The 12,666-nt window shown below is 27.1% G+C and carries 13 protein-coding genes and 1 riboswitch; of the genes, 1 reads left to right on the top strand and 12 read right to left on the bottom strand.

Features of this window, described 5'->3' with window-relative positions:
• Positions 1-255 precede the first annotated feature (255 nt).
• From HMPREF0216_RS10685 to cobT, 12 genes are all read right to left on the bottom strand, one after another.
• Positions 256-1,731 (bottom strand): cobyric acid synthase, encoded by a 1,476-nt coding sequence (locus HMPREF0216_RS10685; RefSeq protein ID WP_005214089.1) that lies wholly within the window; start codon positions 1,729-1,731, stop codon positions 256-258.
• Complete coding sequence (locus HMPREF0216_RS10680) at positions 1,724-2,386, bottom strand: Dph6-related ATP pyrophosphatase (RefSeq protein WP_005214088.1); 663 nt, start codon at positions 2,384-2,386, stop codon at positions 1,724-1,726. The genes HMPREF0216_RS10685 and HMPREF0216_RS10680 overlap by 8 nt, the downstream gene beginning before the upstream one ends.
• Before the next feature lie 158 nt (positions 2,387-2,544).
• The gene (locus HMPREF0216_RS10675; protein WP_005214087.1) at positions 2,545-3,300 is read right to left on the bottom strand and encodes an ABC transporter ATP-binding protein; all 756 of its coding nucleotides are present in this window, start codon (positions 3,298-3,300) and stop codon (positions 2,545-2,547) included.
• 9 nt (positions 3,301-3,309) lie between these two features.
• Positions 3,310-4,341 carry a FecCD family ABC transporter permease gene (locus tag HMPREF0216_RS10670; RefSeq protein ID WP_005214086.1) on the bottom strand — a complete coding sequence of 344 codons (1,032 nt, stop codon included), beginning with the start codon at positions 4,339-4,341 and terminating at the stop codon, positions 3,310-3,312.
• Positions 4,322-5,251, bottom strand: a complete 930-nt coding sequence (locus HMPREF0216_RS10665) for an ABC transporter substrate-binding protein (protein WP_005214085.1) — start codon at positions 5,249-5,251, stop codon at positions 4,322-4,324. The genes HMPREF0216_RS10670 and HMPREF0216_RS10665 overlap by 20 nt, the downstream gene beginning before the upstream one ends.
• A gap of 303 nt (positions 5,252-5,554) precedes the next feature.
• Positions 5,555-5,734: riboswitch (cobalamin riboswitch) on the bottom strand.
• Between the two features lie 24 nt (positions 5,735-5,758).
• Positions 5,759-6,832, bottom strand: coding sequence for a threonine-phosphate decarboxylase CobD (gene cobD, locus HMPREF0216_RS10660; RefSeq protein ID WP_005214084.1), 1,074 nt, complete (start codon positions 6,830-6,832; stop codon positions 5,759-5,761).
• Positions 6,833-6,857: 25 nt separating this feature from the next.
• Complete coding sequence (gene cbiB / locus HMPREF0216_RS10655; protein WP_005214083.1) at positions 6,858-7,805, bottom strand: adenosylcobinamide-phosphate synthase CbiB; 948 nt, start codon at positions 7,803-7,805, stop codon at positions 6,858-6,860.
• Between the two features lie 19 nt (positions 7,806-7,824).
• Positions 7,825-8,430, bottom strand: a complete 606-nt coding sequence (locus HMPREF0216_RS10650; protein WP_040419689.1) for a histidine phosphatase family protein — start codon at positions 8,428-8,430, stop codon at positions 7,825-7,827.
• A gap of 161 nt (positions 8,431-8,591) precedes the next feature.
• Positions 8,592-8,969, bottom strand: a complete 378-nt coding sequence (locus HMPREF0216_RS10645) for a bifunctional adenosylcobinamide kinase/adenosylcobinamide-phosphate guanylyltransferase (protein WP_040419688.1) — start codon at positions 8,967-8,969, stop codon at positions 8,592-8,594.
• Positions 8,970-9,050: 81 nt separating this feature from the next.
• Positions 9,051-9,806, bottom strand: a complete 756-nt coding sequence (locus HMPREF0216_RS10640) for an adenosylcobinamide-GDP ribazoletransferase (protein WP_005214080.1) — start codon at positions 9,804-9,806, stop codon at positions 9,051-9,053.
• Between the two features lie 11 nt (positions 9,807-9,817).
• Positions 9,818-10,381, bottom strand: a complete 564-nt coding sequence (locus HMPREF0216_RS10635; RefSeq protein WP_005214079.1) for a bifunctional adenosylcobinamide kinase/adenosylcobinamide-phosphate guanylyltransferase — start codon at positions 10,379-10,381, stop codon at positions 9,818-9,820.
• Positions 10,382-10,432: 51 nt separating this feature from the next.
• The gene (gene cobT, locus HMPREF0216_RS10630) at positions 10,433-11,533 is read right to left on the bottom strand and encodes a nicotinate-nucleotide--dimethylbenzimidazole phosphoribosyltransferase (RefSeq protein ID WP_005214078.1); all 1,101 of its coding nucleotides are present in this window, start codon (positions 11,531-11,533) and stop codon (positions 10,433-10,435) included.
• A gap of 184 nt (positions 11,534-11,717) precedes the next feature.
• On the opposite strand from cobT, the gene HMPREF0216_RS10625 reads away from it, so the two are divergent.
• A complete protein-coding gene (locus HMPREF0216_RS10625) occupies positions 11,718-12,581 on the top strand; it encodes a phosphotransferase (RefSeq protein WP_005214077.1) in 864 nt (287 codons plus the stop codon).
• The last annotated feature ends 85 nt before the right edge of the window (positions 12,582-12,666 follow it).

Here is a 12,666-nt window from a genome sequence, read left to right as displayed (position 1 = left end):
AGCTATTTTTTCATATCAGCTTAACAGATTCTCCATTCTTATATACCTTTGTTAATTTACATTATCAATTACCCATATTTTGAAATTTATGTAAATTATCTCTTTTAAATTGTAGCATATTCTATTTTTTATTAGAAGGTTCATATTAATATTCAGCAATATATTATATTTATGTGCTATATTCTATAAATATCTAAAAAAAATCGCATCCTAATTATAGATGCGATTTTTTAATATAAGATTATTTCTAGTAACTTATATAATTCTTTTCATATTTATATTGTCTTCAAAAAGCTTCACTAATTCATCATACTGACTTAATTTATACTCTCTATAATTTATTATTTCTCTTTCACAAATTACATGGCCTTTATATTTCCTAATACTATTAACAAATTGATTTAAAAAATTAGTTTCATCAAATATTCCATGAAGATATGTTCCAAAAACATTTCCTTCTTCATTATGAACTCCTAAAATCTCTTCATTACTTCCTTTAATAAAAATACAATCTTTAGTAAATACTTTTGTTACTCCATTATGAATTTCATATCCAGTAACATTTGTTCCATTAAATCCATTTAATAGCTTTCCAGTACTTTGTATAGTTCCTATCATTTGCTTTGTTCTTTTTTCTTCATCAAATATAGTTTCTATATCTAAAAATCCAAATCCTTTTTCTGATGTAACTTCTCCTTCAATTCCATTTATATCTATTACGTTTTTACCTAACATTTGATACCCACCACAAATACCAAATATAATAGTTCCTTTTTCTTTTAATTCATTTATTTTATCAAATATACCTCTTAACTTTATTTCTCTTAAATCATTTATAGTGTTTTTAGTTCCAGGTAATATTATAATATCTGGCTCTTTTATATCTTCTAAATTTTCCACATATCTTAAAGTTACGTCTTCCATTATTTCTAATGGGTTAAAATCAGTGAAATTAGACATGTGTGGTAATCTTATAACCGCAATATCTAACCCTTTAATAGCTTTATTTTTTATTCTTTCTGTAACACTATCTTCATCTTCAATATCTAAGCTAAAGTAAGGTAATACTCCAAGGACAGGTATTTTAATTATATCTTCAAGTTGTTTCATTGCATCTTTAAAATAATCTACATTTCCTCTAAACTTATTTATAATAACACCTTTAACTCTTTTTCTTTCATCCTCTTCTAAAAGCATTAATGTTCCAACTACAGAAGCAAAAACCCCACCTCTATCAATATCAGCAACTAATATTACATCAGCATCGGCAGCTTCTGCCATTGACATATTTGCTATATCTGTTTCTTTTAAATTTATTTCAGCACAACTTCCTGAACCTTCTAAAATCATAACTTCATAATCCTTTGAAAATTTATCAAAAGTTTCTTTTACTATACTTTTTAGTTCCCTATTTAAATCTTTATATTTATAAGCATCCATAGTGCACTTTACTTTTCCATTAACTATAACTTGAGTTTTACCATTTCCGCTTGGCTTTAATAAAACTGGATTCATAAAAGCTACAGGCTTTATTTCACAAGCCTCTGCTTGAACAACCTGTGCTCTGCCCATCTCTAATCCTTCTTCTGTTACATATGAATTAAGCGATATATTTAATGCTTTAAAAGGTGCTACTTTAAATCCTCTTTTTTTATAGTATCTGCAAAGAGCTGTAGCTACTGTACTTTTCCCAACTGATGAAGCTGTTCCTAAAACCATTATCTTATTCATTACATATTTCCTCTATATCTAAAAATCCATGGGTTTCATTTTTTACTATTCCATTAGTTTTAAATTTAATTGGATATTTAAAAATAGGTCCATCATAAACAAATGTATGATATTCACCATTTTCTCCACATGCATCTGATCCTGTTCCTTTTATATCCTTAACTACATCTCTAGTTAGAATTTTACCTAAAAACTTTTCTCCCATACATTGAAGTTTTACATTTTTAATTACTGTTTTAAATCCTGAATCTATAAACTCATAAACTAGTTCTTCTCTATCTTCTTGCCATAATGGGAAAATAGCTTCTATTCCAGCTTCATTACATCTATCTGTACACCACGTTCTATGCTCTTCTAAATCAATATCACCAAATATACATGAATCAACTCCTAAATTCTTTTTACCATGTATTAAAGCTTCAGTGAACGTGCTTGCATAATTATCCCCTTTTGACTCTACTAATATAACTGGAATATTTAACGAGTTAGATACTTTTTTTATTAACGCTTCCGGTACTCCATGAAACCATGATCTATTTTCTGATTTATTTACTGTTACAAGTAATGAAGCTGGAATATGTCCATTTTTTATCATTCTATATAAAGCTAACGTGCTATCTTTTCCACAACTATATGACATTATAAATTTTCTCATAATTTTATCCTTTCTTTATTAATAGAAGTTCTAATAATATTAGAAAATATCTAATATAAATACTAACCTACTTACAGCTTATTATTTATATTAGATATTTATATTGCATTAATTTATTTTAATTATTAAACCTTATAAACTAATTTTTTAAAACTTAATTATTTCCACTTTTCTAAAGCTTCTATCATAAATCCTTTTACATCTACTCCATACACATCTTTAAGCTTATCATTATTTAATACCTCTTTAGGGGTACCTGAACTAACTATTTTTCCATTATTCATCATTATTACTTTTTCACCAAAAGTTTGAACTAAATTTAAATCATGCAATACTGCTACTACAATTTTATTATTTTCTTTAGTCCACTTATTTAAGTAATCTAATATTTCAATTTGACATTTTAAATCTAAATGATTTGTAGGTTCATCTAAAAGAATTATATCTGGATCTTGTGCAAATGCTCTTGCTAAATATACTCTTGGAAGCTGCCCACCAGACAACTCTGTTATAAGTTTATCCTTTATATCTAACAAACCAACATTTTCAATGCTTTTTAGTATTATTTCATCATCCTCTTTGCCTATCTTTGAAAATACACCTTTAATATGTGCATATCTTCCAAGGGATACTGTTTCATAAACTGTATAAGAAAAATAAATATTGCTTGCTTGAGACATTAAAGCTACATTCTTAGCTAAATCTTTTCTAGTTAATTTGCTCATCTCTTTAGAATCTAACGTTATATTTCCCCTATAATCTAGAAGATTCGCTATGGATTTTAAAAGCGTACTTTTTCCACAACCATTTGGTCCTACTATACAAAGATTATTTCCTCTTTCAACTTTAAAACTTACATTTTTTACAATATCTTCACTATCGTATCCACAGCTTACGCTTTTTACTTCTAGCATATATCTCACCTACTTTGATTTTTTAAAATATATATAAGCAAAAAATGGTCCTCCAATTAATGCAGTTATTGCTCCAACTGGAAGTTCTGAAGGTGCTACTATAGTTCGTGAAACTAAATCTGTAATTATCATCATGCATCCACCTAAAACTACTGACATTGGTACTACATAAGAATGTTTTGAACCAAATAATTTTCTAACTACATGTGGTGCAATTAAATCAATAAATCCTATAGTACCACTAAGTGCAACTGCACTACCTGTAAGTATTGCTACAAATAAAAATAATCTTCTCTTAACTTTATTCGTATCTACGCCTATAGTCTTTGCTTGTTCTTCTCCAAAAGTTAAAACGTCCATTTCTTTAAAATAAAATGATACTCCTAAGATTCCTATAATAAAAAATGGAATACCAGCTTTAACATAACTCCATCCTCTCATAGAAAATGATCCCATAGACCACATAGTTATACTTTCCATCTTATCTGAAGCTAAAGCTGAAATTGTTGTAAGTGTAGCACTAAAGAATAAAGATAAAACCATACCTGCTAATATAATAGTTGTATTAGACATTCCTTTATCTACTTTTTCTGTAAATTTAAGCACTATTACCATAGTTATTAAACTGCATAAAAAACCAACTACAGGCATAGTTAATCTTCCTAAGAAAGGTATTGATATCCCTGTAACAATTATTAATCCTACTCCTAATGATGCTCCTGAAGATAATCCTAATGTATAGGGAGATGCTAATTGATTTTTTAATACTGATTGTACTATTGCTCCACTAGCTGCAAGAGAACCCCCAACAATAAATGCAAGTAATACTCTTGGCAATCTCAAATTCCATATAATAGCAACTTGTTTTGGATCAATTCCTTCTAATAATGGGACACTAAAAAATTTATTAGCTAGTATAGAAAAAGTATCAAATATGCTAATATTGGAACTTCCTATGGAAGTTCCAATACATATAGTTAATAATACTAGGGGAATTGACAGTATTAATAATATTTTATTTTTAGAAATCTTTGTATTCATTTGGATAAATAGCCTTAGCTATTTCCTTTAATGCTTTTATAACATTTTGTGAAGGTCTTGAAGATGAATTTTTATCTATTTGATAAATATCTCCATCTTTTACAGCATTTATCGTGTCCCAACCTTCTCTGCTCATTATATCTTCAACTGCAGTCTTTCCTGCTTCATTAGTTCCTGGTGTATTTGCTAAAATAACATCTGGATTAGCATCTATAACAGCTTCTGGTGTTACTGTTATCCATGAATTTTCATTAGCAAATATATTTGTAGCTCCTACTGTCTCTATAAGTTCATTTAAGAACGTTTCATTTCCAAATGTATAAAGACCAGACCCTGAACCTATTTCAAAGTAAACATTCTTTTTATCTGTTATAGTATCTCCTATAGCTTTTATAGCTTCAACTTCTTTTTTCATAGAATTAACTAATTCAGTTCCTTCTTTTTCAGTTCCAGTTAAACTTGCTATAAATTCTATATCTCCATATATCCCATCAATACTATAACTACTTGGAATATATGCTACTGGAATACCTGCTTCTTTTATTAAAGCAAATGGATCTTCATCGCCAGCTTTATTATGCCCTGATGCAATAACTATATCTGGATTTAATGCAATTATAGCTTCAGCATCTGGATTTCTAAAGTCTATCTTAGGTATATCTTCACTTATCCCCTCAACATCAGCTGAATATTTATCTACAGCTACCAATTTGTCAGCTAAACCTAAAGCTACTAATACTTCTGTATTAGATGGTGCAGTAGATATTATAGTGTTAACTTGTGTAGGAACATTGAATTCATTTCCTTCTCTATCTTGCATTGTTGTAGGCTTACTTGAACATCCTACAAATATCATCATAGCCATTACAAAAGTAGCCATTAATGATATTATTCTTCTTGTTTTCTGCATTATTATGCCTCCTAAATTTTTATATTAGAGCGGTTGATTTTAGTTAGAATTTTAAGTTAATAGTTAAGCTTTTTACTTTCTCCTAACTATATTTTTTACTAACTAAAAAAAGTGCCATCAAGTTATGAGAGCACTTTAAAATACATAATAAATTGGAATTACTGCAAAATATAATTTAAAAATTATAGTAATTACTTGTAACAATCTAAAAATATTAATTTTATACCTTAAATCTATTTACTATAATCACTTTTATTTTGCAACATCTTTTATTCGTACCTATTATCTCACCCTCAGAAGATAATATTTTCTACATAGTAGGCAGGTCTCCCGGCTTTACTTCATCCTACTCTCCAAACCTTCCCGCATATAATGCAGTGGCAAATTTAATGAATTTCGTCAGTATTACGGTTACTGGGGTAGCTTAGGATTTTAACCTAATTCCCTATTAAGATTTAAGTCACCTATTATGGATTAAATTTCATACTGATTATATATTCATTACTTTTATTTGTCAAATAAAATCTTTTGTAATTCACTAATTAATTTTTCATTTTCTTTTCTAGTCCTTACTGCAACCCTATAAAAACTATTATTTAATCCAATATAATTATTACAACTTCTAATTAATATTTTTTTCTTAATTAATTCTTCCTTTAAATCAAAATTATCTAACAACTTAAACATAATAAAATTAACACTTGGATTAAAAACTTTTATATTACTTATCTTTTTTAAAGCACTATATAAATAAATTTTTTCCTCATTTACATTTATTATACTTTCATCTATATATTTCTTATCTTCTAGTGCTGTGATAATTGCTTCAGCTGCTATTATATTTATAGACCATGGAACTACAATCTTATTTATTTTTTCGTTTATTTCTCTATTTTCACATAATCCATATCCTATTCTTATTCCTGGTATTGCAAAGAATTTAGTTAATGACTTTACTATTATAGTATTTTTATATTTCTTTAATAATTCTTTACTTGAATACATATTATTTTCTTTAATAAAATCTAAAAAAGACTCATCAATAACAACTACAGTATTAGTCTTTAAAGCTCTATTTAGAACTTTTTCTATAAATTTATTATCAGTTAAAAATCCCGTTGGATTATTAGGATTACAAATAAAAACTATATCTATATCATCTTTTATTGCTTCAATAAATTTATTATCTAACTTAAAATTATTTTCTTCTTTTAAGTTATAGTATGCTATATCTCCATCTATACTTAAAACTGCCTCTTCATACTCTGAAAAAGTAGGTGCTGGTAATAATGCTTTTTTAGGTCTTATTGCTCTAACTATATTAAAAATAACTTCTGCTGCTCCGTTACCTAAACTTATATTTTCACTACTTATATTTTCAAAATTACTAATAGAGTTTTTCAAGTCATAATATGTAATATCAGGATATCTTTCTACCTTATCAATTGCCTCTATCATTGCTTTTTTCACACTTTTACTTAAACCTAATGGATTTATGTTCGCTGAAAAATCTATAATTTCCTTTGAATTAATTTTATATTTTCTTCCTATTTCTTCAATATTTCCTCCATGTATAGCCAAGACTTACACCTCATTTCATTATTTTCTATAACAATTTTGATACTATAACATTTAATATAACTGCCATAGTGCACCCCAATATAGAAACTCCATATAAAATCTTATTGGTCATATTTACTTTATTTAAATCCACTCTTTCTAAATCATCTCCAATAGTAGGTTTTTCTACAAGTTTTCCAAAATAATAATTAGCTCCACCTAATTTTACTCCAAGTGCTCCCGCAACCGCCGCTTCTGGATGCGCACTATTAGGACTACTATGATTTCTTTTATCTCTATTGTAAATATTTAAACTATTTTTATAGTTTAATCCTAAAATAAATGAAACTATAATAGTAAAATATCCTGTCAATCTTGCTGGTATATAATTAAATACATCATCTAATTTTGCTGGAAAATATCCAAATTCTATATATTTATCATTCTTATATCCAAACATCGAATCCATAGTATTAACTGCTTTATAAAGAAATGCTAAAGGTGCCCCCACAATTCCAGCATAAAAAAGTGGTGATATAACACCATCTGACATATTTTCTGCAACCGTTTCTACAACAGCTTTAAGTATCGCTTCTTTATCTAAATTATTAGTATCTCTACCTACGATATAAGATAATTGCTTTCTTGCTCCCTTTATATCATTATTTATTATAAATTTAACTACTTTTAAGCCCTCATCCTTAAGTGCTTTTGTTGCTATACAAAAATAAATCATAATAGCTTCTAGTATTATGGATAAAATTGGACTAATAGCATTTACTCCTTTTAGCAATAAATAATTAAAGAAAAATACAACTAAAACTACTATTATCCAAGTTAATAATCCTGCTAATTTTAAATAATTTCTCAATATTTTTCTAAATATTTTTTCGGTATAGCTACATAATGAACCTATTAATCTTATTGGATGAATTGGATTTTGTGGATCACCAATTATTAAGTCTAATAAAAATCCTATTATTATTTGCATCATTTTTCTAACCTTTCTATAATTAAATATTATCTATCTTTATAATTTTAAAATCTTTTTTTGATATTTTTTCTATATTAATTTTATATCCCCTTCCACATGCTGGTTGATGTTCATAAAAGCTTTTATTATTATCATAAAAAATCTCTAGTATAGTTCCTATTGTTCCACCATGACAAACTAAACACACTGCTTCAATTTCATCATCAAAAGATTTTTCAATAAATTTCTTAAAAGATTTTTTAATTCTTTCTCTATATTGAATTTTACTTTCACCCTTTGGGCATGATACTTGTCCATTTCTATCAGTTATCCAATTTATGTAGTCCTTGTTGTCCTTAAGCATATCGTAACTTTTCATTTCAAAGTCACCAAAATCGTATTCCCAAAATTCTGATATCTCCTTATACTCAACTGCTGGATATAAAATATTTATTGTTTCATTTGCCCTTTTAGCCCCACTACTAAAAATCATCTTACAATTGGGATAGTTAATTCTACTCTTCAATTCCCTTAATTCACTTATGCCGTTATCATTTAAAGATATATCACTTTTACCACAATAAAGATGTTTCTCATTAGCCTCTGTTTTTCCATGTCTAATTAAATATACAATCAAATTTTCCATAAGTTTATTCTCCTTACAATTATCTCTTACGAGAATATCATTTTTAAACCTATTGTACAACTAACACTTTATCTCAAAAGCATATAAAAGTTTAAGAAATATATCTATTTATATTGATAAAAAGAAAAACCAACAAATAATATTGTCAGTTAATAAAGTAATTAACCTTTAATTATTGTTGGTATACCACAAAACACTCTATATACACTAGATGACTCTTTTGATAAAAATTGAAGACATCTTCCTGTTTCTTCTCTCCACTTTCTATCTTCTTTTTTTAAAGGAACTATTCCACTTGATATTTCATCACAAACTATAATTTTATCTTGAAATAAATTCATATTTTCTTTTATATACTGTAATGAATTTATTTCATTTAAAACATTACTATATGTAAATTTATGAAATCCTGAAATTACTTTTTTTGAATAGTCTATTTTACTATCAGTACAATAAAATATCTCATCATCACTAACTTCAAATTTTTCTTTAATAAATTCTAACTTACCATTATAGGCACCACCAAAAATCAAAATCAAGTTACACACCTCCAAATAATAATCTATATAATTACTTTTAATCTATAACTACTAAGTATATTATTCTCAAATTATAAAATACTAAATTATGCTTAATATTAAAACTCCAATTAACTCTGCAATAACAAGCCCATAACCTGCACTATCACCTGATATACCATCAAACTCCTTGCAAGCATTATTTACTAATAATGTACTTATAATTATCATTACAGCTGAAAGTATTATTCCATAAAAATTAAAAATAATCATAGCTATTACTGTTGTTATTACTAAAAAGCTTAAAAGTATCGCTTTATCTACTTTTCCTGTTCCTTGTTTAAAAAAAGCACCTAAAGAACTCTCCTTCATAGACTCTTTATTTAATAATAAAAAACCTATTAAGCTTCTTGAAATTATAGGTATTAAAATTAATCCTACTAAATTCTTATTATTATCTACGATAGTATATAATGCTGCAAAATTAACTGTAAACAACATAACTACAGATATTACAGCAAAAGCTCCAGTATGAGGGTCTTTCAAAATTCTAAGTTTTTCATTTTTATCTCTTCTAGATAAAAGTGCATCACAAACATCCATAAATCCATCTAAATGTAGCATTCCTGTTACTAAAAAAGGTACTATCATAGTTATTGCTGCTACTACCATAGTACTTACCCCTATTAAATATAATAACTTATAACTAAAATACCATATAAGTCCAACAATTAAACCTATGATAGGATAAAATTTCATTATATTTTTACCACCTTCATCATCCCATTCATAATGTGGTAATGGAATAATGGTAAACATACTTATAGCCATTAATAATCCCTTATAATATTTTTTCATTGTTTTCTCCTTTATTCATTCATTATACTTTTGGAATAAATATCCATAAACCCCTTATGATAAATTACATTTCCATAAGAGCATTCAACTACAACGTCTGCTATTTTAGCTAATTCCCTATTTATAACGCCAAGCTCTTTTCTAAAGTTTTCAGTATAACAATCATATAATATACTATCATTAAATAAATAATCAGAAACAAAAACTACATTCTTTGATTTTTTTGTAATATTTATTAATCCATATATTATTTCTTCACTAACTTCTTTAATAAATTCTTTTCCCTTAAACATAGAGTTTGTAACAATAGATGTAATGCTATCTATTAAAACTGTATCTTCTTTTTCTAATACTTCTGCAACATTTATCATATTAACTGGTTCTTCAATTGTATTAAATCCATATCCTTTTCTTTCATTTAAGTGATTTTCTATTCTTTTTAAATCTTCTAAATCATATGGATTCATAGTTGCAATATAATATAGTTTCCCATTTTTATTCTCTAAAGATTTTGCTAAATCTTGCGCAAACATTGATTTTCCACTTTTAGCTCCACCTACAACCAAAGTAATCATAATCGCTCCTAAAAATATAGTTTATGTAAATTAACATTATATTTAATTTTTCTAAACTATATAATTTTCTTCTCCTCTTACTTCTTCTAAATAATCGTCATTTATTTCTGCTTCTTCAAAAGTAGCCATATTATTCATCATAGCTAAACTAAATTCAACTATAGAAAAAGCTATAGGACATCCACTTCCTTCTCCAAGCCTCATATCTAAATTAACCATTGGCTCTAAATCTAATTCTTTCATTGCAATATTATATCCAATCTCCTTAGAACAATGAGATGGAATTAAATAATCCCTTACTAATGGATTTAGTCTAACTGCTACAAGTGCTGCAACAGCTGAAATAAAACCATCTATAACTACTGGTAGCTTATAATAGGCTGCTCCTAAAAATACACCAACCATTCCAGCTAAATCAAATCCACCTACTTTTGCTAGTACATCAACAGGACTATTTTTATCTGGTTTATTTACTTTTATAGCTTCTTGTACTACCCACTTTTTCTTAGCAAATGCTTCATTAGTTATTCCTGCTCCCTTTCCAACAGCTGCTTCTATAGTACAATCTGTAAGACTAACAAGGACTGAACTACTTGTAGTTGTGTTACCTATTCCCATTTCTCCAACACCTAATATACTATACTTTTCTTCATAACTTTTTTTAGCCATTTCAATTCCAGTATTTATAGCCTTTATACATTCACTATAGCTCATAGCTTGTCCTTTAACTATATTTGATGTACCTTTTCTAATTTTCCTATTAATAACCCCTGGTATTTCCTTATCTGTATTTACACCAATATCTACGACTTTTAAATCAGCATTATTTTGCTTAGCTAACACTGCTACTCCTGTTAACCCTCTTCCAAAATTAATAGTTTGAGCTAAAGTAACGCTTTGTGGTGCTGATGCAACGCCTTCCTCAACAACCCCATTATCAGACGACATTATTATTATACATTTTTTATTTATTTCATTTTTTATTTTTCCTGTAATTCCTGAAAACTTTATCGCAATACTCTCTAGTTTTCCTAGGCTTCCTAAAGGTTTAGCTAAACTATCAACTCTTAATTTTGCTTCTTTCATTACCTCTTTATCAGCACCAGTTATTCCATTGACTATTTTTTCAAATTCAATAATTTGATTTTCCATTTATTTTTCACCTCCATATTTATTTTAAACACCAGCTTTTTTTGTTATAATACTTTATTATTTATTTAAATGTCAATATTGTTATTTAAAGCAACTTTTTATCTTAGTGAAAGTTGCAAATTTATCTTATCAAATTATATATTTACCCTTTGGTGAAATTTAATGATTCATTTAGGAGAATAGCATGAATACTACCTTATTAAATTTTTTAAAATCTCAAACAGCTTGGGATGTCAAAAATATTTCGTATATAGAAAGACTTGGTGGACTTAGTAGTGAAAATTATAAAGTACTTTATAACAATACACCTTACTTTATAAAAATTTGTACACATAATTATATACATACTGATAGAAATAATGAATTATCAATATTAAATAAAGCTTGCGAAATACATATAGCTCCAAATTTATACTACTTTTCCCCCAAAAGCGGAAATATGATTACTGCTTGGATTGATGGAGTTATGCCATCTTTAGACGATTTTTCTTCAATTAATTTTTTACACAATCTTTCTAACTCTCTAAGAAAGCTTCATAATTTAAAATGCGAAAAATTGTTTAATCCTTTTAATCATATAAGGAAAAGAATTAATATATGTAAAGACTTAAATCTTCCATTACCCACCTCTATAGATATACTATTAGATTACTTAAACAATCTAGAAATTAAACTTAATAAAAGTCCTTTAATTGGACTTTGTCATAACGATTTAAATGCTTCAAATATTATTTTAAGTAACGATAATTTATATTTTGTTGATTATGAGTATTCTTCTATGGGTGATATATTTTTCGATTTAGCAACTATCTCATGGTTTTTAACTGAAAAATCTAGAAAGGATTTGCTAAAACTTTATTTAGGAAATTTTAAAGTTGAATATTACGAAAGGCTTTTAGACTATCTTTTTGTAGTTAAATTTTATAATGCTACTTGGTCTTTATTAAAATCTACTGATTCTAATTCTGATTATGATTATTTATCTGGTGCTAAAATGATTTTTAATGAATTACTAGATCATAATTCTATAAGAATTTATAAAAGCTAAAAGGGCAATTTTTTGCCCTTTATATAAAAGAAAAAACTTAACCATAGGTTAAGTTTTATCAGTTTGTTGAAAAACCCCCTGTTTA

Origin of the sequence: Clostridium celatum DSM 1785 (assembly GCF_000320405.1) — a bacterium.
Classification (GTDB): Bacteria; Bacillota; Clostridia; order Clostridiales; family Clostridiaceae; genus Clostridium; species Clostridium celatum.
The sequence above is the reverse complement of the archived record's forward strand: the minus strand, read 5'-3'. Positions and strand labels throughout refer to the sequence as shown.

Bases quoted from the DNA above. Each gene is read 5' to 3' on its own strand.
- HMPREF0216_RS10625 (WP_005214077.1), top strand. From the start codon at position 11,718: ATGAATACTACCTTATTAAATTTTTTAAAATCTCAAACAGCTTGGGAT.
- HMPREF0216_RS10675 (WP_005214087.1), bottom strand. From the start codon at position 3,300: ATGCTAGAAGTAAAAAGCGTAAGCTGTGGATACGATAGTGAAGATATT.
- HMPREF0216_RS10650 (WP_040419689.1), bottom strand. From the start codon at position 8,430: ATGGAAAATTTGATTGTATATTTAATTAGACATGGAAAAACAGAGGCT.
- cobT (WP_005214078.1), bottom strand. From the start codon at position 11,533: ATGGAAAATCAAATTATTGAATTTGAAAAAATAGTCAATGGAATAACT.
- HMPREF0216_RS10640 (WP_005214080.1), bottom strand. From the start codon at position 9,806: ATGAAAAAATATTATAAGGGATTATTAATGGCTATAAGTATGTTTACC.
- HMPREF0216_RS10685 (WP_005214089.1), bottom strand. From the start codon at position 1,731: ATGAATAAGATAATGGTTTTAGGAACAGCTTCATCAGTTGGGAAAAGT.
- HMPREF0216_RS10680 (WP_005214088.1), bottom strand. From the start codon at position 2,386: ATGAGAAAATTTATAATGTCATATAGTTGTGGAAAAGATAGCACGTTA.
- cbiB (WP_005214083.1), bottom strand. From the start codon at position 7,805: ATGATGCAAATAATAATAGGATTTTTATTAGACTTAATAATTGGTGAT.
- HMPREF0216_RS10665 (WP_005214085.1), bottom strand. From the start codon at position 5,251: ATGCAGAAAACAAGAAGAATAATATCATTAATGGCTACTTTTGTAATG.
- HMPREF0216_RS10635 (WP_005214079.1), bottom strand. From the start codon at position 10,381: ATGATTACTTTGGTTGTAGGTGGAGCTAAAAGTGGAAAATCAATGTTT.
- HMPREF0216_RS10670 (WP_005214086.1), bottom strand. From the start codon at position 4,341: ATGAATACAAAGATTTCTAAAAATAAAATATTATTAATACTGTCAATT.